This is a genomic window from Streptomyces sp. NPDC054794 (assembly GCF_053611585.1).
Window position 1 is genome coordinate 22,855 of the sequence record NZ_JBSHAQ010000024.1, and the last position, 25,481, is coordinate 48,335.

General features: G+C 72.6%; 21 protein-coding genes and 3 pseudogenes. 11 read left to right on the top strand and 13 right to left on the bottom strand.

The features are described 5' to 3' along the window. Window positions 1-203 precede the first annotated feature (203 nt). Together ACWGKT_RS24735 and ACWGKT_RS24740 are read right to left on the bottom strand one after the other, a co-directional pair. A complete protein-coding gene (locus ACWGKT_RS24735) occupies window positions 204-1,367 on the bottom strand; it encodes a site-2 protease family protein (RefSeq protein WP_453275412.1) in 1,164 nt (387 codons plus the stop codon). Between the two features lie 133 nt (window positions 1,368-1,500). Continuing rightward, window positions 1,501-2,166, bottom strand: a complete 666-nt coding sequence (locus ACWGKT_RS24740) for a CBS domain-containing protein (RefSeq protein WP_453275413.1) — start codon at window positions 2,164-2,166, stop codon at window positions 1,501-1,503. A 218-nt stretch (window positions 2,167-2,384) separates the two neighbouring features. Between ACWGKT_RS24740 and ACWGKT_RS24745 the strand changes: the two genes are divergently transcribed. Then, complete coding sequence (locus ACWGKT_RS24745) at window positions 2,385-3,521, top strand: abortive phage infection protein (protein ID WP_453275414.1); 1,137 nt, start codon at window positions 2,385-2,387, stop codon at window positions 3,519-3,521. A 263-nt stretch (window positions 3,522-3,784) separates the two neighbouring features. Here ACWGKT_RS24745 and ACWGKT_RS24750 read toward each other — a convergent pair whose 3' ends face one another. Next, complete coding sequence (locus tag ACWGKT_RS24750) at window positions 3,785-5,980, bottom strand: RICIN domain-containing protein (RefSeq protein WP_453275415.1); 2,196 nt, start codon at window positions 5,978-5,980, stop codon at window positions 3,785-3,787. Between the two features lie 60 nt (window positions 5,981-6,040). Beyond that, window positions 6,041-7,396 carry a lectin gene (locus ACWGKT_RS24755; RefSeq protein ID WP_453275416.1) on the bottom strand — a complete coding sequence of 452 codons (1,356 nt, stop codon included), beginning with the start codon at window positions 7,394-7,396 and terminating at the stop codon, window positions 6,041-6,043. A gap of 252 nt (window positions 7,397-7,648) precedes the next feature. On the opposite strand from ACWGKT_RS24755, the gene ACWGKT_RS24760 reads away from it, so the two are divergent. Further along, entirely contained in the window at window positions 7,649-8,278 is a 630-nt protein-coding gene (locus ACWGKT_RS24760; RefSeq protein WP_356142528.1) for a TetR/AcrR family transcriptional regulator, read from the top strand. Here ACWGKT_RS24760 and ACWGKT_RS24765 read toward each other — a convergent pair. From ACWGKT_RS24765 to ACWGKT_RS24775, 3 genes are all read right to left on the bottom strand, one after another. Continuing rightward, complete coding sequence (locus tag ACWGKT_RS24765; RefSeq protein WP_453275417.1) at window positions 8,265-8,567, bottom strand: hypothetical protein; 303 nt, start codon at window positions 8,565-8,567, stop codon at window positions 8,265-8,267. The two genes, ACWGKT_RS24760 and ACWGKT_RS24765, sit on opposite strands and share 14 nt — an antisense overlap. 17 nt (window positions 8,568-8,584) lie before the next feature. Further along, entirely contained in the window at window positions 8,585-8,776 is a 192-nt protein-coding gene (locus ACWGKT_RS24770) for a hypothetical protein (RefSeq protein ID WP_453275506.1), read from the bottom strand. A 242-nt stretch (window positions 8,777-9,018) separates the two neighbouring features. Further along, window positions 9,019-9,321, bottom strand: a complete 303-nt coding sequence (locus ACWGKT_RS24775) for a muconolactone Delta-isomerase family protein (protein ID WP_356142527.1) — start codon at window positions 9,319-9,321, stop codon at window positions 9,019-9,021. Window positions 9,322-9,461: 140 nt separating this feature from the next. Between ACWGKT_RS24775 and ACWGKT_RS24780 the strand changes: the two genes are divergently transcribed. The 3 genes from ACWGKT_RS24780 to ACWGKT_RS24790 all read left to right on the top strand — a co-directional run bounded on the left by ACWGKT_RS24780 (window position 9,462) and on the right by ACWGKT_RS24790 (window position 11,763). After that, window positions 9,462-10,385, top strand: a complete 924-nt coding sequence (locus tag ACWGKT_RS24780; protein WP_453275418.1) for a LysR family transcriptional regulator — start codon at window positions 9,462-9,464, stop codon at window positions 10,383-10,385. 242 nt (window positions 10,386-10,627) lie between these two features. Then, complete coding sequence (locus ACWGKT_RS24785; RefSeq protein ID WP_453275419.1) at window positions 10,628-11,341, top strand: SDR family NAD(P)-dependent oxidoreductase; 714 nt, start codon at window positions 10,628-10,630, stop codon at window positions 11,339-11,341. A gap of 44 nt (window positions 11,342-11,385) precedes the next feature. Continuing rightward, the gene (locus ACWGKT_RS24790) at window positions 11,386-11,763 is read left to right on the top strand and encodes a YybH family protein (protein WP_356142521.1); all 378 of its coding nucleotides are present in this window, start codon (window positions 11,386-11,388) and stop codon (window positions 11,761-11,763) included. Window positions 11,764-11,840: 77 nt separating this feature from the next. Here ACWGKT_RS24790 and ACWGKT_RS24795 read toward each other — a convergent pair whose 3' ends face one another. Beyond that, window positions 11,841-12,134, bottom strand: coding sequence for a DUF4177 domain-containing protein (locus tag ACWGKT_RS24795; RefSeq protein ID WP_453275420.1), 294 nt, complete (start codon window positions 12,132-12,134; stop codon window positions 11,841-11,843). Between the two features lie 171 nt (window positions 12,135-12,305). On the opposite strand from ACWGKT_RS24795, the pseudogene ACWGKT_RS24800 reads away from it, so the two are divergent. After that, window positions 12,306-12,964, top strand: a pseudogene (locus ACWGKT_RS24800) (DUF6629 family protein). On the opposite strand, the gene ACWGKT_RS24805 reads toward ACWGKT_RS24800, so the two are convergent. The 3 genes from ACWGKT_RS24805 to ACWGKT_RS24815 all read right to left on the bottom strand — a co-directional run bounded on the left by ACWGKT_RS24805 (window position 12,945) and on the right by ACWGKT_RS24815 (window position 18,256). Continuing rightward, window positions 12,945-14,855, bottom strand: coding sequence for an FUSC family protein (locus ACWGKT_RS24805; protein WP_453275421.1), 1,911 nt, complete (start codon window positions 14,853-14,855; stop codon window positions 12,945-12,947). The pseudogene ACWGKT_RS24800 and the gene ACWGKT_RS24805 sit on opposite strands and share 20 nt — an antisense overlap. Before the next feature lie 195 nt (window positions 14,856-15,050). Continuing rightward, window positions 15,051-17,579 carry an ABC transporter permease gene (locus tag ACWGKT_RS24810; RefSeq protein ID WP_453275422.1) on the bottom strand — a complete coding sequence of 843 codons (2,529 nt, stop codon included), beginning with the start codon at window positions 17,577-17,579 and terminating at the stop codon, window positions 15,051-15,053. Continuing rightward, window positions 17,576-18,256 (bottom strand): ArsR/SmtB family transcription factor, encoded by a 681-nt coding sequence (locus ACWGKT_RS24815; protein ID WP_453275423.1) that lies wholly within the window; start codon window positions 18,254-18,256, stop codon window positions 17,576-17,578. The genes ACWGKT_RS24810 and ACWGKT_RS24815 overlap by 4 nt, the downstream gene beginning before the upstream one ends. A 74-nt stretch (window positions 18,257-18,330) precedes the next feature. On the opposite strand from ACWGKT_RS24815, the pseudogene ACWGKT_RS24820 reads away from it, so the two are divergent. The 4 genes and pseudogenes from ACWGKT_RS24820 to ACWGKT_RS24835 form a co-directional block, all read left to right on the top strand. Next, window positions 18,331-18,810, top strand: a pseudogene (locus ACWGKT_RS24820) (LysR substrate-binding domain-containing protein); the annotation flags it as partial. Between the two features lie 139 nt (window positions 18,811-18,949). Then, the gene (locus ACWGKT_RS24825) at window positions 18,950-19,501 is read left to right on the top strand and encodes an HD domain-containing protein (RefSeq protein WP_453275507.1); all 552 of its coding nucleotides are present in this window, start codon (window positions 18,950-18,952) and stop codon (window positions 19,499-19,501) included. Window positions 19,502-19,752: 251 nt separating this feature from the next. Further along, window positions 19,753-21,090, top strand: a pseudogene (locus ACWGKT_RS24830) (BTAD domain-containing putative transcriptional regulator); the annotation flags it as partial. 755 nt (window positions 21,091-21,845) lie between these two features. Beyond that, window positions 21,846-22,502 carry a tetratricopeptide repeat protein gene (locus ACWGKT_RS24835; RefSeq protein WP_453275508.1) on the top strand — a complete coding sequence of 219 codons (657 nt, stop codon included), beginning with the start codon at window positions 21,846-21,848 and terminating at the stop codon, window positions 22,500-22,502. 438 nt (window positions 22,503-22,940) lie between these two features. Here ACWGKT_RS24835 and ACWGKT_RS24840 read toward each other — a convergent pair whose 3' ends face one another. Beyond that, window positions 22,941-23,096, bottom strand: a complete 156-nt coding sequence (locus ACWGKT_RS24840) for a DUF6131 family protein (protein ID WP_235459721.1) — start codon at window positions 23,094-23,096, stop codon at window positions 22,941-22,943. A 225-nt stretch (window positions 23,097-23,321) separates the two neighbouring features. Here ACWGKT_RS24840 and ACWGKT_RS24845 point away from each other — a divergent pair, with 225 nt between their 5' ends. Beyond that, window positions 23,322-24,530, top strand: a complete 1,209-nt coding sequence (locus ACWGKT_RS24845) for an MFS transporter (RefSeq protein ID WP_453275424.1) — start codon at window positions 23,322-23,324, stop codon at window positions 24,528-24,530. A 150-nt stretch (window positions 24,531-24,680) separates the two neighbouring features. Here ACWGKT_RS24845 and ACWGKT_RS24850 read toward each other — a convergent pair whose 3' ends face one another. Beyond that, on the bottom strand, window positions 24,681-25,304 hold the full coding sequence (locus ACWGKT_RS24850; RefSeq protein WP_453275425.1) for a TetR/AcrR family transcriptional regulator: 624 nt from the start codon (window positions 25,302-25,304) through the stop codon (window positions 24,681-24,683). Between the last annotated feature and the right edge of the window lie 177 nt (window positions 25,305-25,481).

Sequence of the window (25,481 nt, forward strand, 5' to 3'; positions counted from 1 at the left end):
GGGTGGCCTCCCGGCTCGGCAGACTGCGCTGACGGAGATCATCAGCGACCGCGCGCAACGGTAACCACATCTTGCGTCCCACGGCGTGCCGTGATCCCCCGGCAGCGGCGTCGAGGACACGGACAGCGCAGCATCCGGGCACTGACAGACCAGCCGCCCGGCACCGCGTCCGCACCGGGCGGTACGGCTCGGTTCCCCGGCGGCTATCCCTCGCCGGGCCACGGCCCCCGGTGGTGAGCGCCGGCGGAGGGGGCCGGCCAGTTCAGGGCGCGGTTGAGGTCGGCGAGGGTGAGGATGCCGACGAGGTGGCCGCCGTCGAGGACCAGGGCCCTGCGCACGGTGCCGGTCTGCAGACGGGGCAGCAGGTCCACCATCGGTTCGTCGGGGGCGGCGGTGACGAGGCCGGGCAGGGGGAGCATCACGTCACGGACACGCGTGGTCGAACGCGCCTCGACCGGGGTCCGGTTGATCAGGTCCATCGTGATCAGCCCGGCCACCGTGCCGTCCGGCGCGAGGACGGGGAAGGCGGAGTGGCGGTAGTGACCGAACGGGCCCTCGGCGAGGAGGTCGGAGAGGGTCGCCCCGTCGGGCACGGACACCGGATCGGCGGTCATGACCCGGCTCACCGGTACCCCCCTCAGCGCACTGCTCAGTTGCGCCTGCCGGGCCTCGGCGGTCGCCGCCGCGATCAGGAACCAGCCGAGCAGGGCCGGCCAGAGCCCGGAGAAGTCGCCGCGGAACAGGACGACGGCGAAACCGGCGGCCACCATCAGCCAGCCCAGCCCCCGTCCCGCCGCCGACGCGCCCCGGGTGGCCCGCAGGCGGTCGCCGGTGCGGTGCCACAGGTACGCCCGCAGCAGTCGTCCACCGTCCAGCGGGGCGGCGGGCAGCGCGTTGAAGACGGCCAGTACGAGATTGATCGCGGCCAGCCAGGCGACCGCCTCGACGGCGAGCCCCGACGCGTGCAGCGCGTCCAGCCACACCGCGAGACCAGCCAGCAGACCGCCGAGCAGCGCGCTGGTGAGCGGGCCCACGCCCGCGATGCGCAGCTCCGCGGCCGGTGACGGCGCCTCGCTGTGGAGCCGGGCGGCGCCGCCGAGCATCCACAGGGTGATGCCGTCGACCTCGACACCGTTGCGGCGTGCCACCACGGCGTGCGCCAGCTCGTGCGCCAGCAGCGAGGCGAGGAAGACGACCGAGGTCAGCAGGGCGAGCACCCAGTAGAGCACGACGGAGTGGCCGGGGTACGCCTGCGGGAACCGGCCGCGCGCCAGGGCGAGCACCACCACGACGACGATGACCAGCACGCTCCAGTGCAGGCCGATCCGGACACCGGCGATCCGTCCGAGAGACAGCGTCGCCTTCATGAACCACTCGCCTCACCTTCCGGCTCCCGGTCCACGAACAACTTTCCGCACGGCGCAGGACGGCCGCGGCGGCACCTCCATGGTGCGCCGTCGCCCGGCCCCCGCGGCAGCCCCGCGGGCCCTGAGGAGGGCCTCAGATCGAGGCGCTCCGTACCGTCCCGTCGGTGAGGTGGCAGCGGACGTCGACCACGCCCTCGATGGCGCGGGACAGCCGGTCGGCCACCGGTACCAGGGCCCCGCCGTCGATCCAGCCCGTGAGGGTCACGACGCCGTCGGAGACCTCGACCTGGATGTGGTCGGCGCACAGCGGGAACAGCCGGTCCACGACCTCGTGCCGCACGTCCTCGGTGAGGCTCTCGTCGTCCCGCAGGAACACCTTGAGCAGGTCCGCTCGGCTGACCACGCCCACGAGTGAGCCCGTGCTGTCGATGACGGGCAGCCGCTTGACCTTGCGCCGCGCCATGATGCGGGCCGCCTGCGACAGCGTGGCACCGTCGTGCACGGTCACGGCCGGGGCGGTCATCAGGTCCTGAGCGGTCAGGGCGCCGGCCTTGGCCAGGTCGGACATCCGGCTCAGCTGGGTGAACCGGTCCGGGTCGCTGTCGCGGAACTCCTCCTTGAGCAGCAGGTCGGCCTCGGAGACGACACCGACCACCCGCCCCTCACCGTCCACCACCGGAAGGGCACTGATGTTCCGCTCTTCGATCAGTGCGGCGATGTCCTTGAACGGCGTGTCACGGCGGACGGTGACGACGGTGCGCGTCATGACGTCGTCCACGCTGTGCAGGCTGCCGTGCATGATGACCTCCTCGCCGAGCCGGACACCGTCGGGACCACCGGGGTCTCGCCCGGTCCGCTCCACTACCAGGGTCCGCCGACTCGGCCCGGGCTGCCAGAGGCGGCGTCCGGTCGGCTTCGTTCGCCCTCGCTTTCGTCGCCCGTTCCTCATCCTTTCGTCGCGGTCCCGTAGACCGTCGGCGGACGCCGGGACGGGTGCGCCCTCGCCACAGTGGCCGTATGGAGAAAACGAAGGGGATCAACCGGGCACAGTTCCTGACCGGGATGGCGGCCGTCGGGTTCGCCGGGGCGCCGGCGCCGGCGGGTGTGGCGCGGGCGACGCAGGGGCGGCGGCGCGGGCCGTGCCACCAGGGCGTCGTCTACACGCTGGGCGAGGGCGAGACACCGGGTACGGCCTTCAGCCTCGCCCGGATGCGCGGGGACATCCGGGTGATACGCGACGAGCTGCACGCCGGTGCCGTCAGCGTGACCGGCGACGGCGTCGAGCGGCTCGCCGCCACCGCCGCCGAGGCCGCCGAACGAGGACTGCACGTCTGGCTCCAGCCGACCCTCGGTGATGTTCCGGAACGGGACATCCTGGAGCACCTGGCCGAGACCGGCCGGTTCGCCGAGCGGCTGCGCCGGCAGGGCGCGAGCGTCGACTTCAGTGTGGGCTGCGAGTTCGTGCTGTTCGTGCCCGGGATCGTCCCGGGGGACACGGCCCTCGAACGCGTACGGAATCTGCTCAGCGGCCAGGTCGACTACGAGAGGATGCAGCGACTCCTGGACCGCTTCACGGCGAAGGCGGCACGTGTCGGCCGCTCGGTCTTCCACGGCGCCCTCAGCTATGCCGCGGCCCAGGACGACAAGGTCGACTGGACGCTCTTCGACGTCATGGGCATCAACTACTACTCGTACTTCCGTCACCGCGCGGACTACGTGCGGGAGCTGCGCGGCTTTCTGCGCCGGGGGAAGCCGCTGGCGATCACCGAGTTCGGCACGTGCACCTACGGCGGTGCCCCCGAGGCGGGCGGCATGGGCTGGGACGTCGTCGACCACCACAAGCACCCCGAGGAGATCAAGGGCCACCTGGTCCGCAGCGAACGCACGCAGGCCGCCTACGTGGGGGAGCTCGTGGACGTCTTCTCCTCGCTGGAGCTCCATGCGGCGATGGCCTTCGAGTTCGTCACCCCGGACGCCCCCCACCGCCCCGACGACCCGCGCCACGACCTCGACATGGCGAGCTACTCCCTCACCAAGACCATCAAGGACCGCCCCGACGCCCCCGCGTCCGACTGGCACTGGGAGCCCAAGCAGGCGTTCCACACGCTGGCCTCCCGCTACGCCCGCGCCCACCGAGTGCGGACGCCCCGCTGAAGCCGGCAGGCGGGCGACGATGTTCACCCGGCCCGGGCCGTCGTCCGGCTGGGCGCAGGACGCTCGCGTCGGCCTGGGCCGGCAGTGCCACCACGAGGGCCACCGCGCCGAGGGCGGTGGCCGGCGCGGCCGACGTGAGCGGTTGCGGCCGGACGCCGAGGCGCCGGGCCCTGAGGTGGGGGACAGCGGGTTGCGCACGCCGACTCCTGGGTGGGGGCGGTCGTCGTCCCGTATCGCCGGACGGGCACCGAAGTGCCCGTTGATCACGGGTAGTTGGTCAAGTCGGCCACATTGCTGCCGGAGTTGGAAGGCCCGCCGGTGTTGTTGATGACGTGGCTGATGGTGCCGGTGCCACCTAGGGAGACGGTCACCATGCTGGTGAAGCGGACGTTCGGGTTGTTGGGTGCCTCGATGGCGCGGGCGGCGGTCACGCCGGGGTTGACGTTGAAGTAGCAGTAGCTGCCCAGCCCGTAGGCCTGGTGGCTGGTGACCGAGTCGGCGACCTTGTAGGCGGCGTAGCCCTGGGTGGAGCCGTTCATCCAGGCGCCCTGGTTGGGCGGGTCGTACGGCATCTCGTTCTGGAAGAAGTAGGTGCGGCCGCCGTTGCCGTTCCAGACGGTCTGGTACTTCTGGAAGTGCTCGACGAACAGGCCGTACATGGTGACGTCGTCGCCGTTGACCACGAGTCCGGTGTCCGCGGTGTTGCTGGTCCAGCCGACGCCGCTGCCGTGGTCGGCGCGCCAGATCCACATGTGGTCGCCGATGACCTGGGAGCTGTTGACGACCAGGCCGGTGGCCGCCTTGCCGACGCCCGCGCCGCCGACGCGGAAGTAGACGTCGTGCAGGGAGGTCGGGTCGGCCGCGTGGGAGGCGGTGGAGCCGGCCGGCCCGACCTCGACCAGGGTCTTCGAGCTGGTGGTACCGGCGTCGAAGAGCAGACCGGCGATCTTCACGCCGTCCACGTCCGCCACCGTCATGGCCGTGATGCCGTTGTCCGGGACGAACGTGGCCAGTCCGAGGCCCAGGACGACCGTGTCGGGACGGGTCACCTTCAGGGTCTGGTCCAGGTGGTAGACACCGGGGGTGACCAGGAGGTTCTGGCCCGCGGCCAGGGCGGCGTTGATCTGTGCGGCGGTGGCGCCGGGCTTCACCACGTAGAACTGGCTCAGCGGCAGCGAGGAGCCGGCCGGGCCGCCCGCCCAGCTGGTCGCGGTGGAGTTGGACCGCAGGGACGGTACGAACACCTGGTAGGCGCCGGATCCGTCGACGTACAGGAACGGCTTCTCCCGGCTCACCGGGCTCCGCGCCACCGTGGTGTGCGGCGGGTTCGGGAACGTGGTGCCCGGGACGCCCTGGCTGCCGACGAACACCATGTTCCAGTTGGCGCCGGTCCAGCTGCCCAGCTGGGAGTTGCGGGTCAGCCACTGCTGCTGGGTGCCGGAGTCGACCTGGCCGTCGATCTTGCTGTCGGCGAGATAGCCGCCGCTGGACCAGCCGCCGTCGTCCAGGGCGAGGTTGCCGCGCAGGTGCATCCGCCGGTAGGGAGCGGCCTGCGAGACGGCCCAACGGTCGCTCCCGTTCGTGGGGTTGACCGACAGGTTCTCGGCTCCGCGCCAGAAGTTCTGGGTGGCGTTGCCCTGGAACCAGTCGGCCTCCGCGTGCACGGCTCCGTTGACGGAGACCGCGTCGGGGGTCAGGCCGAGGCCCACGACCTGGGTGTAGAAGCCGACGTTGACGTTCGCGTTGTAGGCGCCGGGCTTGAACAGGACGGCGTAGCGCTGGGAGCCGAACTGGTTGGTCTCCTGCTGCTGGAAGATCGAATCCAGTCTGCCCTGGATCGTCGAGGACGACATCGACGGGTCGAAGACGACGACGTTCGGGCCGAGGTCGGGGTTGCTCGTCGACTGTGTCACCGGGACCACCTGGAAGCGCTGGGCGGCGGTGCCGTTGCAGGTGTACTGCACGAACCGGACGCTGTCCGCGGTCGAGGCACCGGGGTCGTCCAGGCACTTGCCGCTGCTCCGGTTGACGAAGTGGAAGGCGCCGCCGCCGTCGTCGACCGGAAGCCACTGTTGGTTGCCGCCACCGCCGTAACTCCACAGCTGGAGCGGCGCGTTGTCGGCGGTCGAGACATCGGTGACGTCCACCACCTGACTGCTGTTGTTGCGGTTGTTGATGCGCACGTAGCCGTCGCCGGTGGCGGTGAAGCTCCACTGCTGAGCCGTCGTGCCGTTGCAGGTGTACTGCTGGACGACGGTGCCGTTGGCGGTGCCGGCCGCCTTGGCGTCCAGGCACTTGCCGCTCGCCGCGTTGATCACGGTGGACCAGTCGCCCGGCAGGGCGGAGGTAGCGGCGTGCGCGGGTGCGGCGGACAGCAGTGCCGCGGCGGTGACGGTGACCAGCGCGGCCGCGACGGATCTGGGGCGGCCGGCGGGGGCTGTGCGGGGGAATCGGAGCACGGGTACGGGTCCTCCTTGCCGAACGGATCGGCCGACGACGGGGGGTGGGGAACGGCCTGGTCAGCCGGTGTAGGCGGCGAAGACCCGGGTGTAGTCCCAGGCGGACTGGCCGACCCCGGAGCAACTGTCGGCCGGGCCGCCGGTGCACGGCCGGTCGCGGTTGGCGGACCAGAAGGTGAGCCGGGCCAGGTGGTGCTGCTGTGCGTAGGCGAGGATCGTGCGGAAGTCGTTGACCGTGACCGTCTCGTTCTGGTCGGTGATCCCGTTCATCGACGAGATGCCCATGTCCCGGTAGGCCTGGTCGTCGCTGTAGCCGTACGCGTTCTTCACCGCGTTCTTCAGGCCCTCGGCCGCCCGCGCGGTCAGGTTGCCCATGTTCTGTCCGGCGCCGCCGAAGTCGAACGGCATGATGGTCCAACTGTCGACCGTCAGTCCGGAGTTCGCGGCCCGGTTGATGAGGCCGGTGTCCGGTCCGCCCTGCCCGGTGCCGATGGTGACGTACACCTTCAGACCGGGGTTGTTCGCCTTCACGGTCTTCAGCGCGTCCACCGTGCGCTGCTGCACGGTCGCGCTCGCGTACGCGTCGGCCTCGATGTCGATGTCGATCGCCTTCAGCCCGTAGGCGTTGATCACCTTCTGGTAGGCGGCGGCGAGTTCGCCCGCGCTGGAGCAGGAGCTCTCCAGCTTGTTGCCGCTGTACCCGCCGAACGACGGGATGATGTCACCGCCGTTGCCCCGCACGGTGTTCACCGTCTGCTGGTCGACGCCGCCGGTCAGCGGGCGGCTGCCGTCCCACTGCGGGTTGCAGTAGCCGTCGCTGAGCACGAAGGCGAGCGTGAACCACTTGACGCCCGTGGCGTTGGTGATCGTGGTGGGGCTGGGCGGGCTGCCCCAGCCGTTGTAGAGGTACGGCGCGACAGCCATCGGCGAGGCCGGGGTGCCGCCGCCCGCCGCGGGCGCGGTCCACTTCTGGTTGGCGGCCCCGGTGCAGCTCCAGATCTGTGCCCGGGCGCCGTTGGCGGAGCTGTTGTCGGTGACGTCCAGGCACTTGTCGGCCTGCGGGTTGACGATGTCGTGCGCGGCGGTGACGGTCCACTTCTGGTTCGCGCCGCCGGTACAGGTCCACAGCTGCGCCTTGGCGCCGTCGGCGGTCGAATTGCCCGTGACGTCGAGGCACTTGCCGAGTGCGCGGATGGTGCCGTCGGTGCCGACCGTCCACTGCTGGGCGCCGGTGCCGTTGCAGTCGTAGAGCTGGACGGGCGTGCCGTCGGCGGAGTTCGCGCCGGCGACGTCCAGGCACTTGCCCGCGAGACCGGTGATCGTGCCGGTGGCGGCCTGGGCGGGGGAGGCGGTGAGCAGGCCGGCCGAGAGCGACAGCACGGCGAGGGAGACGGCCGCGGGGAGGGGTCTGGCCATGGGGGAGGGGTGGCCTTCCGTGGGGGGCGGGTGCCGCGCAGCGTTCACCTCTTGAACGGGGAGTGCGGTGCACGGTGTGTGGTTGACCCGTGAACCTAAAGGTATGGACCACTTCCGTCAAGAGGTGAAGTAAGCATTGAGGGAAGAGAGTTGGGGTCTAGGATGACCTCATGGCGCATTTGCCACAGCGAAACCAAGATTGCTAGCCGACCGGTCTAGTAATGGGTAGTCGACCGGTCGTACACTCGCTGTATGGGCCGCACCAGTGATGCCAGGGAGAAGATCCTCAGCGCCGCGCAGTCGCTCATCGAGCTGCGTGGCTACTCGGCGCTGGGCGTGGCGGAGATCTGTACGACGGCCGGCGTGCCCAAGGGCAGCTTCTACTACTTCTTCCCGTCCAAGGAAGCACTCGCCCTGGCCGTCCTCGACGAGCACTGGGCCGAGCAGGAGCAGGCCTGGACACGTGTTCTCACCGGCGAACAGGATCCGCTGGACCGGCTGCGCCTGCTCTTCGAGGAGACGGAGGCGGGCCAGCGTGCCGGGCAACAGAGCTGCGGCACGGTCTCGGGCTGCCTGTTCGGAAACCTCACGCTGGAGCTGAGCAACCAGACCGAGGCGATCCGGGCGCGGCTCCAGGAGATCTTCGACGCCCAGGTCGACCTGGTCGAAGCGGTCGTCGTCGAGGCCGTCGCGCGCGGGGAGGTCGCCGTGAGCGGGACCCGCGAGGCCGCGCGGTCGGTGGTGGCCCAGCTGGAGGGACAGGTGCTGTTCGCCAAGCTGTACAACGACACACGTCGGCTGGGCCCGCTGTGGGAGAACTGCCTGGCGCTGCTGGGAGCCCCGGCGGCGGGGGAGCCGACGGCCGGGGTCAGGAAGCGGTAGGCGCCGACGCCTCCTGGGACACGCCGGTGTGGCTCGTGTGCGCCCGCGAAGCGGCCCGCGTGCCCGGGATCGTCCGCGCGAAACCGACGCGCAGCACGGCGGCTGCCGCGGCCGCCGCGAGCACCACGGCGGCGGCCAGGAGCAGTGCCTGGTGGTAGCCGTGGTGGAGCAGCGGCGTGACGGCCAGGGGGCCGAGGATCTGCCCGGCGGAGTATCCGGCGAGGACGCCGGCCAGCCCGGCGAGCAGCCGCAGCGCGATCCACACGGTCGTGCTGTGCGTGGCGGGCATGCCGGCCAGGGTGCGGGTCAGCAGGACCAGGCCGGCGCGCGGCAGCGCGGGTGAGCGGACCAGCGCGGGGGCCAGGATGCCGGCCGGCGCGCCGAGGAGGTATCCGGCGTAGTTGGCCGGGCCAGGTTCGCGCCGTCGGTCGCGGAGAGCCCGGCCCCGGTGTGCATCAGGGGCAGGATCGGCGTGTACACGAACCGGCCGACACCCATGCCCGCGGCGAGGGCGGCGGCGACCCGCAGGACATGGCCCAAGGGCGAGGGAACGCACTGTCTTCCCCGGCCGAGGAGGGGCGCGCGAGTCGCATGGTCATGGGCAAGTCCTTGGAAGATCCGGCGGGTTCCCGGAAGAGGAAGCGGAAGAGGAAGGGGAAGAGACAGGGAAGCGGGAGTGGGCACGGCTCACCGCCGTGGCCGCCGTCCGGCGGCGGTGCACGGACAGGGGACCTACGTCGTCAGCCCGAACTGTCGGCGCGTCCCGGGTCGTTGGGGTGGGATTCGAGCGGTGTGACGGTGGGGCTCATCCACGGGCGCAGCGGCAGCGAGCCGAGCACCTTCTCCCGGAGCTCCTCCTCGTCGGCGGCCCGCCAGATGCCGATACTGCGCAGCTCGCCCACCGGGCGCCACAGCCGCGCGAGGTGTCCGGTGGCGGCCAGCTCCCGGGCCCGGACGGCCTCCGCGGCACGCCGCCGGTCGACCTCGTCCTGAGGGGTGTCCTCGGGAATGGTGGTGACGATCTCGACCAGGAACTCTCGCATGATCCCGCTCCGCTCGACGGGGCGCTCGACGAGTTCCGGAGCGCCACGGCTGCTACCTCCTCATCGTCCGCCCGGCGGCCGGACGGACGCCACGACCGGCGTCCTCCATGCTGGTAGGCGCAGCCTCCCACCGACGTAGCATGACGAGCGTGGAACTGCGCCAGCTGCGGTACTTCGTCGCGGTCGCCGAGGAGCTGAACTTCGGCCGGGCCGCCCAGCGCCTGCTGATCGCGGGCCCCTCCCTGTCCCAGCAGATCAAGGCTCTCGAACGCGACCTCGGGGTGCGCCTCTTCGACCGGGACCGGCGCTCGGTGTCCCTCACGCCGGCGGGGTCCGCGCTGCTCCCGCACACCCGCGCCCTGCTGGAGCGCGCCGACGACCTCCGGCACCGCGCCCGCCGGCTGTCCGGATCGGAACCGGTGCGGCTCGGCTACGTCAACTGGCTCCCGCCGGACCTGGCCGCCCGTACCGCCGCGGTGGCCCAGATCAATGTCGACGCCTGGGTCGCGCCCTCGCACGCCCAGGCCGGCCGGGTCGCCGACGGCAGCCTGGACCTCGCGGTGTGCTGGGTGCGCACCGACGACCTGGAGCGGCTCGGCCTGCAGGCCCGCCTCATCGGCGCCGACCGGCTCTACGCCGTCACCACCGGCGCCAGCACCGAGGACGTGCGCGCCGGGGACACCGACGTCCTCCTCGACGACGACACCACCTCCTGGTCGTCCTGGAACGTCTACGCCGAGGAACTCGCCCGGGAGACCGGAGCTCGCGCGGTGCGCATCTCCGACGGAGGCATCACCGGACCCGGGTTCTTCGACCACGTCCGCCGCAGCCCCCGCCCGGTCATCAACTCGCCCAAGGGTCAGACCACCCCCCTGCCACCGGATCTGGTCCAGCGCCCGGTCGTCGCGCCGGAGATCTACTGGACCTGGTCCCTGGTGTGGCGCCGCGGTGAGGTCCGTACCGCCGTCCTGTCCGTCGTCGACGCTCTGGCCGGCGACGACCGGGACTTCGGCATCCACGGCGCGGACGCCTGGGTGCCCGAGAGCGATCCGCACCGGGGCTGATCGGGTCGCGTCGGGCGCCGAGTCGTGCTGCCGGTCGTGCCGCGAGTCGCTGACCTGCGCTGCGAGTCCGTGCCTATCAGCTGCGAGGAAGCCGGTCCCGGCTCAAGCCATGTCGGCCTTTGACTCGGCCTGGGCGGACTCCTACCTTCAAATAGTCGACCGGTCGGCTAGTCCTCGCTCGGTCGGTCCCTCCCCTCCCCTCCCCTCCCCTCCCCTCCCCACCCACCCCGGAGAAGGAATTCATGAACACGCAGAGCCAGAAGGTCGCCCTCGTCACCGGAGCCTCGCAGGGCCTCGGTGCCGGCATCGTCGAGGCCTACCGCAAGCTCGGTCACGCCGTCGTCGCCACCTCGCGCACCATCGCCCCCTCGCACGACGCGGACGTCCTCACCGTCCAGGGGGACATCGCCGACCCGGCCACCGCCGAGCGGGTCGTCGCCGCGGCCCTGGACCGGTTCGGCCGGATCGACACCCTGGTCAACAACGCGGGCATCTTCGTCGCCAAGCCGTTCACCGACTACACCCAGGACGACTACGCGACCGTGACCGGGGTGAACCTCACCGGCTTCTTCCGCATCACCCAGCTGGCCGTGGAGCGGATGCTCGCCCAGGGCGGCGGCCACATCGTGAGCATCACCACGAGCCTGGTCGACAACGCCGACGCCCGAGTCCCGTCCGTGCTGGCCTCGTTGTCCAAGGGCGGCCTGCAGTCCGCCACCAAGTCCCTGGCCATCGAGTACGCCACGCGGGGCATCCGCGTCAACGCCGTCGCGCCGGGCACCATCCGGACCCCCATGCACCCCGAGGAGAGCCACGAGGTGCTGGCGACCCTGCAGCCGGTCGGCCGGCTGGGCGAGACGAGCGACATCGTGGACGCGGTCGTCTACCTGGAGAACGCCCCGTTCGTCACCGGCGAGATCCTCCACGTCGACGGCGGCATGAGCGCCGGCCACTGACCCGTGGCACACCCTTCCCCGCGACGCGAAGCAGGAGAACCGCGATGACCACGAACAGCGGCACGGACACGGAGGCGATCCTCCGGGGCGTCCTCGACCGGTGGCAGGACGCCGTCGGCCGTCACGAACCACAGGAGGTCGCGGCCCAGTTCACCGAGGACGCGATCTTCCAGGGGCTGCACCCCTACAGCGTCGGACGACCGGGCGTCGCCGCCTACTACGACTCCCAGCCGCTCGGGCTGACCGCCGAGTACCGCATCCTGGAGACCAGAACCCCCGCCGACGACCTGGTGCTCGGCTACCTCGCCGTCGACTTCTCGTTCACCGACCGGCCCACCCTCAGCGTCAACCTGGGCGTGCTGGTGCGGCGTACGGAGGAGGGCTGGCTCATCAGCCACTACCAGGTCTCCCGGCTCGACTGACGCACCCCCGCGCCGGCCGCCCACGACCAGTGGTGGGCGGCGCGGGCGGGGGCGTGCGGGCCGGAAGCCGTCGGACGTCAGTGGCGCGGGCGCTCGAAGGTCAGCAGCAGTCCCTCGACGGCGCCGGGGCCTATCCGGCCCTTGACGTCGGCGGAGGTGATGGCCTTGAGCGCCCAGCCGTCCTCGGCGTGCTTGTTCAGGACCTTCTCCAGCTTGTCGCTGTCCAGCGCGTCGCCGATCAGCGACTCACGGAAGGTGACGACCTTGTACTCGTACGTGTAGGGGTTGCTCATGGCTGCGGACTCCTCCTGCGGGTCGGCCCCGTCGGGCTGTGGCGTGATGGCCGGGGCCAGCCAATCATCCTCGGCCACCGCCGAACGCCGGGGGTCCTGTTGTGTGAAGGGGCGGGGCCGTACGCGGCACCGCCCCTTCGTGCCGCGGCGGGGCGGCCGACGTGGCACTCTGTCCGTCGGCGGACCGAGGACGTACCGTGGCCCGCGGCACGGGCGGATGCACACGACGACGGACCCGATGGTGGCGTGATGTGCTGGAGTGCGACAGCCGATCTCGTGGCGGGTGCCGGTGTCGTGGCCGTCGGGGTGGCCTGTGTGGCGCGGGTGCGCAGCGCACGGGATCTCCCGCTCGCCGCCTGCCGTTGCTGCTCGGCGCCCACCAGCTGGTCGAGTCGGCGGTCTGGGACGCGGACGGGGGCGGCGGACCGGCCACCGTCGTGTGGGCCGTCATCGCGCTGCCCCTGTTGCCGTTGTGGGTGTCGGTGGGCGTGCTGTGTGCCGCCCCGCCCGAGGCCCGGCGGCGGCTGACCGTCCCCCTGGCGATCGGAGTCGTGACGGCGGTGATCCTGGCGTACGCCGTGGCCGTCGGCCCGGTGACGGCCGAGATCCGCGGTCACACCGTCGGCTACGTGCTCGACCTCTCCCATCCCGCACTGCCAGTCGCGGGCTATCTGCTGGCCACGGTCGGCTCGTTGCTGCTCGCCGGTGACCGACGGCTGGTGGCGCTGGGGATCGTGGTCGCCGTCGGGGCTCTGGTCTGCTGGGCCCTGTGGCGCCTGGAGTTCGTCTCGACCTGGTGTGCCTTCGCGGCGGTGTGCTCGGTGATCCTCCTCGGCTGGGTGCGCGCACGCCCGGCCGCCCCGGCGCCGCGGCGGCGGCCGCAGGGGGTCAGCCGGGACGCGCCGTGACCGACGCGGCGATCCGTTCGAGCTGCCGGTCGATGCCGGTCAGCCAGTCGTCGAGGTCGACCAGGACGGGCTCCGCGAGCCCGCATTCGCACATGCGCAGGTCGAAGCGCTGCAACCGATGGGTGCCCATGAGCACCTGGTGGGCGACGATGAGCACCGCGTGCCAGTCGGCCGGCGCGTGTTCCTGGTCCGCGCGGGGCTCGTTGCGGTACTGCGCGTACGCGGCCTCGGCCAGCCGCAGCCGGTGCAGCAACGGCAGCGTCGGCAGGGACGAGCGCGGCGGGGCGGGGTCCGTCAGCAGGTCGGCGGTGGGCGGGAGCAGGGCACCGCACTCCCGCAGCAGGTCCGCCATCGTGCGGCGGATCTCCCGATGGCCGCCGGCCGGCCAGGCCAGCAGCCCGCACAGCAGACCGATGACGCTGCCGGTGACGACGTCGAGGAGACGTACCGCGGACAACTGCCAGTTCACCGGCGAGACCTGGGCGAACACGAGGGCCACCAGGCAGGTGAACAGGCCCTGCGCGTAGGCGATGCCCAGCAGCGGCCCCAGCAGGAACGCCAGCAGCATGGCCGGGACGAGCAGCGCCGCGTAGACCTCCGAACGCTGCCCCAGGGTCAGCAGCAGGGCCCCGGCCGCCACGGCGCCCGCCAGATTCCCGATCACCGCCTGCCGGACCGCACCCCAGGTCGCCCCCACGGTGGTCCGTCCCAGGGTCAGCACGGCCAGCAGGACCCAGAACCCGTGGGCGAGGTCGAGCGTGCCGGCCACGAGGCGGGCCACCGCCAGACCGAGTGCCACGCGTACGGCGTTCTGGAACCACACGGACCGCCGGGTGAGGTTGGCCTCGATGCGGCGCGCCCACAGCTCGGGCGCGGAGAGGGTCGCGTACCAGAAGACGTCCCCCGCGGCCGGCGGTCTGGGCGCCCGGCGTTCGGCGATGCCGAGTGCGATGACGGTGACCCAGGCCGCGGTGGCGAGATCCAGGGCGGCGGACTGCTGTCGCAGTACGGCGATGTCCGGTCGCCGGGGCGGCGCGGTCAGGCGGATGCGCTCCGCCTGGATGTGCTCCGCCGCCGCCTCCAGGGGCGCGGCCGACGGGGCCTTCCCGCCGGACCGCAGGGCCGTGGCGGCGGACGCGCACAGCTCGGCGATACGGGCGAGCAGGGCCGCGCAGGCGGAGCTGTCCGGCGCCGCCCGGTCCGCCGGCGGGGGCAGGTAGGTGAGTCCCTCCAGGAGGCGGCGGGTGGCCGAGCCGGCCTGGCCCAGCGCCCGGTCCTCGCGTCCCGGGCCCGTGGGGCGGTCGCTCTGCGGCACCTTCGACAGCCGCAGCCGCGCTCCCTGTTCGCGTAGACGTTCCCTGGGCACATGGCTGGTCACGGCCTCCGCGGCCGTTTCGAGGGCGTCCGCCAACCGCGCGCGATAACTGGGGGCGGGCGCCTCGGGGAAGAGGAACGCGTCGGCGGCGGCCAGCAACAGGGCGCCCAGAGCCGCCCCGGCGAGCCGGGCGGGCAGTGTCTGCGGGGCGTACGGCGGGAAGCAGGCAAGGATGTAGAAGAGTTGAAGGCCCGGCGCGACTCCCGCGCTGCGCGGGCCGCCGACGGGGGCGAAGCCCAGCAGGAAGCCGAGGACCAGCATGCCGGCGACGGCCGCCCAGGTGCTCGCGGCCAGCGCCGTGCCGATGGCGACCAGCACCAGACCGAAGGGCAGCGCGCGGAGCACCACCGCCGCCCGCTGCCGGCCGGTTCCGGCGAAGGGCGACAGCGGTCCCAGCGCGATCGCGGCGAACAGCGAGTACAGCGCCGCCACCGGCTGGTCGAGACCGTAGAGACACAGGTAGAACCCCGTGCTCGCGGCTACGGTGGTCTGGACCGCCCGACGCAGCACAGCCATCCGAGTCACTTCGCGGATCATGCACGCCCTCCGGCCGCGACACACCGGCGTGCCGCGTGGGCGGCGGAGCCCGCGCCCTCGGGGCCGGCCCGCCGCCTTGCGTCGCTGTCTTCGCGCCACGCCTGTAGCCATTGTCGGACCGTGGCCGAGGGCGTGCATGTCAGAGGCGGCCGCCCTCCCCGCCGCGGGAGTCCCTCACTCCTTGGCGGTCGCCACGGTCACCGCGCGGACCCTGAGGGCCACGCGGCCGGGCAGGGCGGTCGCGACGAGCGTGAGGAGCCCGGCGACGGCGACCACCGTGGCGTACACCAGCGGTGCGACCGCCGGTGCGGGCCGGCCCGTCATGCCGATGCTGAACGTGGTCAGCACGGCCCCGGCGATGCCGCTGCCGAGGGCGGCGGCGAGCAGCAGGACCGACAGGGCCTCGATGCGCAGCATCCGCAGCACCTGGCGGCGGGTGGCCCCCGCGAGCCGCAGCAGCGCGAACTCCCGGACGCGCTCGGAGACCGACATGGCGAGCGTGTTGACGACGGCGATGGCCGTGAAGGCCAGCACGAGCCCCATGGCGAGCAGGTTGACCTCGGCGTTGTTCTGCCGGCTCTGCGCCTGGAGCGAATCGGCGGCGGCCGGCGACAGGACCGTGAGCCCCGGGAACTCGCGCAGCGCGGACGCGAGAGCTGCCCGCGTACGGTCCGTGCCGACCAGGACGGACGAGGCGAGCGGGTTGTCCACGTGGCGTGCGACCAGGTCGTGCGCGAAGGTGAGGTCGCCGAAACCGAGGCCCTTGGCATAGACGGCGGCGACCGTGAGCGTGACGGGCGTGCCGTCTCCGAGCGTGAGCCTCAGGGTGCTTCCGGGGCGCAGGTCGTGCTGGTCGGCGGCCAGTTCGCTGACGGCGACGGTGTGCTCGCTCAGTCGGCCGAGGGAGCCGGCGGTGACGTCCGGGTCCCAGGTGCGGGCGAGGCCGGCCGGGGTGACGCCCTGGGCCGCGTACTTGTCCAGGCCGACCCGGACGGTCGTACGCACCACTTCGGTGACGACGTCATGGCCCGAACGCAACCGGTGTGCCGCCTCGGCCGGGACGCCCGGTCCCCGGGCGGCGACGACCCAGTCGGCGCGGACGCCCTCGCGGGCCTGGGTGCGGGCCGCGTTTTCGAGGGTGGGCTGCGCGAACAGCACCGTACAGGTCATGCCGATGAGCAGGGTGAGGGGAGTGACGACGGAGGCCATACGGACCGCGTTGCCGCGCAGGTTGGCGGTGGCGAGCCTGCCGCCGTGCCCGGCCAGGCCCAGCGGGCCGGAGAGGAGCAGCGCGGCCGCCTTGACCAGCAGCGGTCCGAGCAGGGCGACGGACGTGGACAGGACGACGACGGCGAGGAACGTCACGGGCGTCGAGGCGGGCTCGGTGCGCAGGGTGCTGAGCAGGGCGACGAGGGCGGCGCCGCCGGCGAGCAGCAGCAGACCGGCGAGGAGGCGGCCCCAGGCGGGGCGGGCGCGCTCGGCGCGGGCCTCGGCGAGCGCCTCGGCCGGGCGGATCCGGGCGACCCTGCGGGAGGCGACCCGCGCGGCGGCCCAGGCGCCGACCAGGGTCGCGGCGACGGCGGCGAGCGGCGGAAAGACACTCACCGTCTGCTGGAGCGTGGCGGGCACGGCGCCCAGGGCGACGAACCTGTCGTGCAGCCGGCCGCCCAGCGCGAGCCCGACCGGAGCCCCGGCGAGGCCCGCGGCGGCACCGACGATCAGGGCCTCGCGCCCGAGCAGCTTGCGTATCTGCCCCGAGGTCGCGGCGACGGCGCGGAGCAGGGCGAGTTCGCGGTGGCGCTGCTGCACGGAGAGCGCGAAGGTCCCGACGACCACGAGGACCGCCACGAGCAGCGAGGTGCCGCCCATCGCGCCGCCCATGCTGATCAGCTTGGTGCGCGCGGTGGCGGCGTCCAGGAACTCCACCGGCCCGCGCGCGTCTCCGGCACTGACCTGGGCCTTGGTGCCGTGCAGCGCCGTGGACACGTCTCGCTTCAGTCGGCCGGTGTCGGTGCCCGCGTCGGGGATCACACCGAAGGCGGTGACCTGCCCGGGGTGGGCGGCCAGGCGGCGGGCCTCGGGGGCGGCGAAGAAGAGCGACGTCTGGTGGCGAACCGTCGTGGCGGGGGCGGTGACACCGCAGACGCGGTAGCCGCGCGGTGACCGCGTCGACTGGACGGTCAGGCGGTCGCCGGGTTTCAGGTGGGCGCGCTCGGCGAGGTAGTCGTCGATGACGACATCGGTGGCGGCCTTGGGGGCGGTGCCGGCGGTGAGCCGGTACGGCGTCAGCGCGGCGGACTCCCAGGAGTGCCCGTGGGCGGCTCTGTCACCGGTGCCCGCGGGAATCAAGGGCTCGGCCAGGAAGGTGAGTTCGGGGACGACCCGCGCGACGCCGGGCGTACGAGCGAGGGCGCGCCCGAGGCCGGCCGGCAGCCAGGCGCGCTCGGCGATGGGTTTGGCCTTGTGCTTGATCTTGGTCTTGCCCTTCTTGTGCTTGACCGTGGTCCGGTGGACGTTCTGGTCGGCGGAGACCACGACCGGAGCCGCGGCATAGCGCTCGGTGCGGATGGTGCCGCGCAGTCCCGTCTCCAGGAGCGTGCCGCAGGCGGTGATCAGGGCGGCCGCGCACATCAGAGCCAGAAAGGCTCCGAGGAAGCCCGCCTTGCGGGCACGGACGGTCTTCAGGGCGTAGCGCAGCATCACGAGGGATCGGCCTCATTTCCGTTGTGGGCGGGGTCGTTCTCGTGCCCGGCCGCCGCGTGGCCGACGGTCGTGACCTCCGGGGCGGGGAAGGCGAGGAACCGGGTCAGCAACGTGCGCGCGTCCGGCGGGGTCTCGGACTCGGCCCGCTTGTAGCGGTTGAGCAGAGCGATGAACTCCTCGAAGAAATCCCGGAGTTCGGGGAGGGTGAGCCGGATGCTGCCGCGCGAGCAGGGGAAGGCGTCCGCCCACGGGCCGTGGACCGCCGCCCGCTGCAGCCGCTCGAAGAGTTCGAGATCGGCGGCGTACGCGTGGTGGTTCAACTCGTCCATGACGTGCCGCATCTCGGGACTCTGCCGGCTGCGCGGCGGGAAGCGCCGGTCGCCCGGCACCACCCGCCACCAGCGCTCCCGTCGGCCGGGCGGCACCCCGTCCGTCTCCTCGACGAAGCCGTACCGGGCCAGTTCCCGCAGGTGGTAGCTGGTCGCCCCGGTGTTCAGCCCGAGCGCGCGGGCGAGCGTCGCCGAGGTGGCCGGTCCGTGCAGGGCGAGGTGCTGGAGCACGCGCTGCCGACGCGGGTGGGACAGCGCCTTCAGCGCGGCCAGGTCGCCGAGCTCGACGGGAGCCGGGAAGTCCCCTGTCCGTGCTGCGGGTTGGTGTGCGGGAGGTCCCTTTGACATGCGTACACAGTCGTCTGTGCACAGGTGTCTGTGCATTGAGGGAGCCCGGCGTTCTCAGAGGGGGGTTGTCCCCACCCCCGGACGCCGAATCGCCCCCGCTGGCCCTTCGGACGCTCACCGAACGCGCCCTCTGTCTCGCCGTACCCGCCCACCACCCGCTCGCCCGCGGCGACTTCATCGACGTGGCCGACCTGCGCGGGCAGCGCTGGATCGCCGGATCCACCTCAGGCGAGGACGGCCTGATGGGCGTGTGGCCCGGCCTGGACGAGCGGCCCGAGATCGGCCACACCGCCCGCGACTGGCTGGCCAAGCTGCAACTCGTCGCCGCGGGGTGCGGGCTGACCACCGTACCCGCCTCGCTCGCGCCCGCCGCGCCAACGGGCGTACGCATCCTGCCGGTGCGCGGCGGCCCCCAGGAGCAGCGGCGCCTGCTGCTGGCCCGCCTTCCCCACCCGCCGACCGAGCCGGTCACCCGCGTGGCGGCCGCTCTCCGCGCCGCGGCCCTCGACGGCGACACACCCGCTCAGTCCCCGTCGTCTCCGGCTTCCCCGTGACGACGGGCACGGGAGCGGGACCGGTGCGGTGAGGCCGGGACCGGCCGGGCGGGCGCGGCGACGTCGGTCTCCCGTCATGCGGCGTTCACCGGGCCGTGTTCCGCTTCAGCCGCTCGCCCAGTGGAAGGCTCAACCCGTGATGAATCCCGTGGAACTGCACGACGTCGATGCGCTCATGGCGGCTCTGCACGCCTGCCGTGACGCCTGGGACACCCCCGACCGCACGGGCGACCCGGTGGACCTGCACGACCACGGACTGCAGACGGCACGACTCCTGGAGCGCGCGCAGCCCGAGGACCACGAACTCCAGGTCGCGGGGCTCGTGCACGACCTCGGCCACCTGCTGTACCCGGGGGACGACGCCGGCCACGCGGACCACGCGGCACAAGCCCTCCGGCCGCTGCTCGGGGAGCGCGTCGCCCGTCTGGTCGCCCTGCACGTACCCGCCAAGCGCTACCTCGTCGCCACGGCCCCCGACCGCGCGCTCTCTCCGCAGAGCGCGCTCACCCTGGAAGCCCAGGGCGGCGCCATGACGCCGGCCGAGGTCGAGGAGTTCCGCCGCGACCCCCTGTTCTCGGCGGCCGTGGCGCTGCGCGAGGCCGACGACGCCGGCAAGGTGGTCGGCCTGCGGACCGGCACGATGGAGGACTGGCGGCCCGTCGTGGAACGCGTGGCCCGCGCCGCCGCCTGACCCGAACCCACCCCTCTTCCGCTCCCCAGGGCACCTGACCGCCAGTAACCCAGAGTTACCTTCGGCATGGCATAGGGTTCGGGGTGGGGGCGGAAGAACTGAGGGGGAACGAGGTGGCGCCTGAGCCGTTGCGGTTCGCGGTGCTCGGGCCGGTCCGGGTCCGGCGGGCGGGGACGGAACTGGACCTCGGACGTCCGCAGGAACGCGCGCTGCTGGCCCTGCTGTTGATTCGGGCAGGTCAACCGGTCACCGTGAGCGAGATCGTCGACGTGCTGTGGGGCTGGGACCCGCCGGACACCGCGGTCAACGTGGTCCACCGCCATATCGGGTCACTGCGCCGCCTGTTGGAGCCCGGCCTGCCGAACCGGGCCACGGGCCAGTGGCTGGTGCGCGACGCGGGCGGGTATCGGCTAGTCACCGACAGTGACTCTCTCGACCTGCTGCGGTTCCGCGCGCTGCGGGCCGACGCCCGCCGGGCCGCCTCGGACGGGGCGCCCGCACGGTGCGTGGAACTCCACACCGAGGCGCTCGCGCTGTGGCAGGGGCCGGCCGCCACCGGGATCCCCGCGCAAGCGCGCGCACACGCGGCGTTCGGCGCGCTGGACGACGAGTACCTCGCGGCCGTGAAGGAGACGGCCGATGCCGCGCTGCGCGCCGGCCTGCCCGACGCGGTCCTGCCCCGGCTCCGGGAGGCCGCGGCCGGCAGCCCGTTGGACGAACCCCTGCTGGCCCGGCTGATGCTCGCACTGGCCGCCACCGGTCAGCGGGCCGAGGCCCTCACCACGTACCACGCGGTCTCGGGGCGGCTCGCCGACGAGCTGGGCATCGACCCGGGACCGGAGCTGCGTGACGCCCACGGGGCGGTGCTGCGCGACGCGGCGGTACCCGCGGCGGTGGCCCCCGGCGCGGCCGAAGCGCGCTCCGGCGGAGGTACGGCGGCCACGGGCCACGTCGGTCCGGGAGCGACCCCCCTGCCCGCGCCGGCCCAACTGCCGCACGACCTGGCCACGTTCAGCGGCCGACGGGCCGAACTGGACGAGGTGCTCGCGCTGGTGTCGAGCCACGCGCGGTCCGCCGAAACCGTGGTGATCAGCGCCATCGGCGGCATGGCCGGGGTCGGCAAGACCACGCTCGCCGTGCACTGGGCCCGCCGGGTCGTGGACCGGTACCCCGACGGGCAGCTGTACGTGAACCTGCGCGGCTTCGACCCGTCGGGCGCGGTCATGAGCCCCGACGAGGCGGTCCGCGGCTTTCTCGACACACTGGGCGTGCCACCGGAACGCGTCCCGCACGGCCTGGACGCCCAGGCCGCGCTCTACCGCAGCGTGCTGGCCGGCCGCCGTGTACTCGTCCTGCTGGACAACGCGCGCGACACCGAACACGTACGACCGCTGCTGCCGGGCTCGCCCGGTTGCCTCACCATCGTCACCAGCCGCAACCAGCTCTCCGGACTGGTGGCGACCCACGGAGCCCACTCCCTCAACCTGCGTCCGCTCGACACCGACGAGGCACGGGAACTCCTCATCCGCCGTCTCGGACACGCGCGAGCCGCCGCCGAGCCGGAGGCGCTGACGGAGATCACCGCGCTGTGCGCCGGGCTGCCGCTGGCCCTCGCGTGTGTCGCCGCCCGCGCGGCCACCCACCCGCACTTCCCGCTGTCGGCCATCGCCGCAGAACTGCGCGAGGCGCACGGCAGCCTCGACGCCTTCACCCGGGCCGAGACCCCCGTCGACGTCGGCGCGGTCTTCTCCTGGTCCTCCGGAGCCCTCACCCCCGCCGCCGCCCGGCTCTTCCGACTGCTCGGACTGCATCCCGGCCCGGACATCACCGCACCCGCCGCGGCCGCCCTCGCCGGCCTCACGGTCCGGGAGGCACAGCTGCTGCTGACCGAGCTCGCCCGCGTCCACCTCATCAACGAACACCTCCCCGGCCGGTACGCCTTCCACGACCTGGTCCGCGCCTACGCCGCCGAACTCGCGCACACCCAGCACGGCGAGGACGAACGCCGGGACGCCGTGCACCGCCTGTTCGAGCACTACCTGTACACGGCACACGCCGCCGGTCTGCTGATCGCCCCCTACGCGGACGGCATACCGCTGCCGCCCCCGCGGGAACCCGCCCCGAGCCGCTCGCCGACGACGAACGGGCCCAGACCTGGCTCACGGCCCAGTACGCGGTGCTGCTCTCCGTGGTCGACGCGGCCGCGAGCACGGGCGCGGACCGCCTCGCCTGCCTGCTCGTATCGTCCCTGGAGCGGTTCTTCGACCGGCAGGGGCACTGGTACGACTGGGCGGCTGCCCAGCGCACCGCCCTCGACGCCGCCCGGCGGCTGCGTGACACCGTCATGGAGGCCCACGCCCTGCGCGGACTGGCCCGGGCGGAAGGCCGGCTGGGCCTGCACGACGCCTCCGGTGCCCATCTCGACCGCGCCCTGGAGCTCTTCACCGAACTGGGGGACGACGTCGGCCGGGCCAGCGTCCACCGCAGCCTGGGCTGGGAAGCCGAGCAGCGGGGCGACCTCCACGGTGCGCTCCGGCACGACCAGTTGGCCCTGGACCTGCTCCGCGCCGCCGGCGGGCAGGCCGCGCAGGCGTCCGCCCTCAACGCGGTCGGCTGGTCCTACGCGACGCTGGGGGACTACCGCCAGGCCCTCAGCCACTGCCTGGAGGCCCTGGCCGTACTCCAGGATCTCGGCGACCGGGTGGCCCAGGCCGCGACGTGGGACAGCATCGCCTACGCCCATCACCACCTCGGCGACCACCCGCGGGCCCTCGACGGCTACCGCAACGCGCTGGCCCTGTACCAGGACATGGGCGTGCTGGCCGAGGAGGCCGGATCCCTCGTCCGGATCGGCGACGTGCACCGGGCGACGGGGGACGACGAGTCCGCCCGGGCCGCCTGGCGGAGCGCGCTCACCATCCTCACCGACCTCGGTCACCCCGACGCCGAGCACGTCGGCTCGCGGCTCCGGGAACTCGGCGCATCCCGCGTACCGGAGTGAGGCGAGGTGCCGCTCAAGCGCGGCTGTGCCGGTTCTGGATCGGATGCTGGCTACATGTATGACGAAGCCGTTCGCGCAGGAGGAGGCGCTGTTCGTGCTGACCATCAACGTAGCGGTGCTGCTGGCGGTCGTCATCGTCTACCGGCTGCGCCGCCGGACCGAGGCCCGCAGCCGCAACGACGAGATGATGACCGTGGCCATCGTCATGGTCTTCGGCGTGCTCGTCGCCCCCACGACGTTCGGGCAGGGGGTACTCCATGCGGTGGGCCAGCTCACCGACGGCATCAACCAGTCCGGCCGCTGAACACGCGGATCCGGTCCGGTCCGCTCCGAGGGCGTGGGTTGCCGGGTACCGGCGGCCTGGTCGCATGCCGCGACGAGCCGCCGGTTCCCACGCGTGCACTACAGGCTCACGAAGCTCGGTCTGTCGGCGCACGTTCACCAGTAGCGGCGGTGGCCGGCCACCGCGTGTCCCATCGATCCCATGATCCAGAAAATGGCACCGATCACGGCCAGGATGAGGCCGATGGTCCACAGGATCGACAGGCCGGTGACGAAGCCGACGACGAGCAGGATGATACCGAGGATGATCATGACGTCCTCCCGGTGTGCGGGGTGGTCCTTCCCGCACCGAGTACCCAGCCTGACGGTTTAGTCGAGTCCGTTTCACCATCGCCTTCCCGCGCGGGGAACCACCCTCAAGGAGCAGGGCCCCAGGAGAAGATCCGAGCCGGGCCGCCAGCGCCTCTGGGGCCGTGGGCTCGTCCCGCCGCCCGCCGTGGCGCCTCGCGCCGGAGGGCCCGATGCCTATGGTGGGGTGTGATCAGTGGTGTAACCGAGCGTCATCGGCAGGGCTCCCGACCGGGGTACAAGGCCGCGGCCGGGGTCTTCGCGGTCGGCATGATGGGGACCACGCTGCCCACGCCGCTGTACGGCCTGTACCGGCAGGAGTTCGGGTTCTCCGAGCTGATCGTGACGGTGGTGTTCGCCGTCTACGCGGTGGGGGTCATCACCGCTCTGCTGATCGCCGGGGGCTTCTCCGATGTGCTGGGCCGGCGTCCGGTACTGCTGGGCGCCCTCGCCCTGTCCGCGCTCAGCGCGGTGTGCTTCCTGACCGCGGGCGGACTGCCCCTGTTGTACGTGGGCCGGGTGCTCTCGGGCTTCTCGGCCGGGCTGCTGAGCGGCACGGGCACCGCGACCGTCCTCGACCTGGCACCGCCCGGACGGCGGGCGCGCGCCGGACTGGCGGCGACCGCGGCCAACATGGGCGGGCTGGGACTGGGCCCGCTCGTCTCCGGCCTGCTCGCCCAGTACGCGCCCTGGCCGCTCGAGCTCCCCTTCATCGTGCACCTGACGCTGCTGGCGATCGCCACGACCGTCACCTGGCTGCTGACCGAGACCGTGCACCACTTTGGTCCCCGGCCTCCGCTGCGGCCGCAGGGCATGAAGGTGCCGCCCGAGGTGCGCGGCGTGTTCGCTCCCTGTTCCCTCGCCGCCTTCGCGGGCTTCTCCCTGCTCGGCCTGTTCACGGCGGTGGCCCCCGCCTTCCTCGCCCAGACGCTGGGCGAGCGCAACCTGGCGGTGATCGGTGCCGTCGTCTTCTGCGTGTTCGGTGCCTCGACCTGCGGTCAGGTGCTCATGGGGCGCGTCGGCGCGCGCAGAGCCCTGCCGCTCGGCTGCCTGGTGCTCGTCGTGGGCCTCCTCCTCATCGCGGCCTCGCTGCTCCTGACGTCCTTTCCGGTGCTGCTGGTGGGCGCGGTGACCGGCGGCGTGGGACAGGGCATGGCGTTCCGCGCGAGCCTGGCGGCGGTGGGCTCCGCGGCACCCCAGGAGCACCGGGGCGCCACCATCTCGGCGTTCTTCGTCGTCGCGTACGTGGGGATCTCGCTGCCGGTCGTCGGCGTGGGCGCCCTGACGGAGGCGCTAGGGGTGCGCGACGCCGGTCTGGTGTTCACGGCATGCGCCGTCGTCCTCGTGGCGGCGGTGGGCGTCCACGTGCGGCTGCATCCGCCCCAGGAGCGAGCCTGACAGGGCCCGCCCGGGAAGGAGTTCACCGTCGAGCCGAAGCCCGACCACGGTCGGCGCGATGTCCGCGGGCGGCCTGCTCGGCGTGTGGATGCTCCACGAAGCGCTGCCGCCGACGCTCGTACTGCTGGACGCACGCGACCTGATACCGGGTCAGGGCCGCTCGGTGGTGCCCAGTTCGCGCAGGATGTCGAAGGCGCGCAGCAGGGGCGCCGGGCCCGCGTCGTCGATGCCCGACGCGCGGCGGGACCGCCGGGTGCGCAGCACCGCCCGTACCGCCGAGAGGGCGGCGCACGCGATCACGGCCGCCTTGAGGTCGGCGTCGGGCGTGTCCGGCGGCAGACGGCGCTGGACCAGGGTGGTCAGCCGCTCCTCGAAGTCCGAGAAGGCCTGTACGAGGCGGGCCGTGACCACGTTCTGGATGTCCTCCAGCGGATGGCCGAGCGCCGTCAGCGTGGACGCGGAGAACGGCTTGGCCGCCGCCAGCAGGGCGTTGCACACCGCGTCCAGGGGTTCCTCGTCCGCGGGACGTTCGGCCAGGGCGTGCTCGACGTAGGCGAACAGCTCGACGCCGTCCGGCAGCAACAGCGCTTCCTTGCTGTCGAAGTAGCGGAAGAAGGTCCGCACGGAGACGTTCGCGTACGCGGCGATGTCCGCGACGGTGGTGGCCTCGAAGCCACGCTCCTTGAACAGGCGCGCGCCTCCTTCGAGCAGCAGGCGCCGCGTCTCCTCCTTCTTGCGTTCGCGCAGTCCCACCGGGGCGATCTCACTCGGCATGTCAGGAAGCCTCCGGCACGCTGTCCGGGCTGTCAAACGGCACCCGTGCCAGATCCGTGGAGGCGCATCCTTCCGCCGTCGTCCCAGCTCGCCGCCGCAATGCAAACGTGTCCATGGTGCCAATTGTCATGCATGACACTTTGTCTCTAGAGTTCGTGTCACTCGTGACACTTTCCT

Coding starts and splice junctions, on each gene's coding strand:
- ACWGKT_RS24815 (WP_453275423.1), bottom strand. CDS start 18,256: ATGTCAAAGGGACCTCCCGCACACCAACCCGCAGCACGGACAGGGGAC.
- ACWGKT_RS24790 (WP_356142521.1), top strand. CDS start 11,386: ATGACCACGAACAGCGGCACGGACACGGAGGCGATCCTCCGGGGCGTC.
- ACWGKT_RS24745 (WP_453275414.1), top strand. CDS start 2,385: ATGGAGAAAACGAAGGGGATCAACCGGGCACAGTTCCTGACCGGGATG.
- ACWGKT_RS24825 (WP_453275507.1), top strand. CDS start 18,950: ATGAATCCCGTGGAACTGCACGACGTCGATGCGCTCATGGCGGCTCTG.
- ACWGKT_RS24805 (WP_453275421.1), bottom strand. CDS start 14,855: ATGGCTGTGCTGCGTCGGGCGGTCCAGACCACCGTAGCCGCGAGCACG.
- ACWGKT_RS24840 (WP_235459721.1), bottom strand. CDS start 23,096: ATGATCATCCTCGGTATCATCCTGCTCGTCGTCGGCTTCGTCACCGGC.
- ACWGKT_RS24770 (WP_453275506.1), bottom strand. CDS start 8,776: ATGGGTGTCGGCCGGTTCGTGTACACGCCGATCCTGCCCCTGATGCAC.
- ACWGKT_RS24775 (WP_356142527.1), bottom strand. CDS start 9,321: ATGCGAGAGTTCCTGGTCGAGATCGTCACCACCATTCCCGAGGACACC.
- ACWGKT_RS24780 (WP_453275418.1), top strand. CDS start 9,462: ATGACGAGCGTGGAACTGCGCCAGCTGCGGTACTTCGTCGCGGTCGCC.
- ACWGKT_RS24850 (WP_453275425.1), bottom strand. CDS start 25,304: ATGCCGAGTGAGATCGCCCCGGTGGGACTGCGCGAACGCAAGAAGGAG.
- ACWGKT_RS24755 (WP_453275416.1), bottom strand. CDS start 7,396: ATGGCCAGACCCCTCCCCGCGGCCGTCTCCCTCGCCGTGCTGTCGCTC.
- ACWGKT_RS24765 (WP_453275417.1), bottom strand. CDS start 8,567: ATGCCCGCCACGCACAGCACGACCGTGTGGATCGCGCTGCGGCTGCTC.
- ACWGKT_RS24835 (WP_453275508.1), top strand. CDS start 21,846: ATGGAGGCCCACGCCCTGCGCGGACTGGCCCGGGCGGAAGGCCGGCTG.
- ACWGKT_RS24735 (WP_453275412.1), bottom strand. CDS start 1,367: ATGAAGGCGACGCTGTCTCTCGGACGGATCGCCGGTGTCCGGATCGGC.
- ACWGKT_RS24785 (WP_453275419.1), top strand. CDS start 10,628: ATGAACACGCAGAGCCAGAAGGTCGCCCTCGTCACCGGAGCCTCGCAG.
- ACWGKT_RS24740 (WP_453275413.1), bottom strand. CDS start 2,166: ATGCACGGCAGCCTGCACAGCGTGGACGACGTCATGACGCGCACCGTC.
- ACWGKT_RS24760 (WP_356142528.1), top strand. CDS start 7,649: ATGGGCCGCACCAGTGATGCCAGGGAGAAGATCCTCAGCGCCGCGCAG.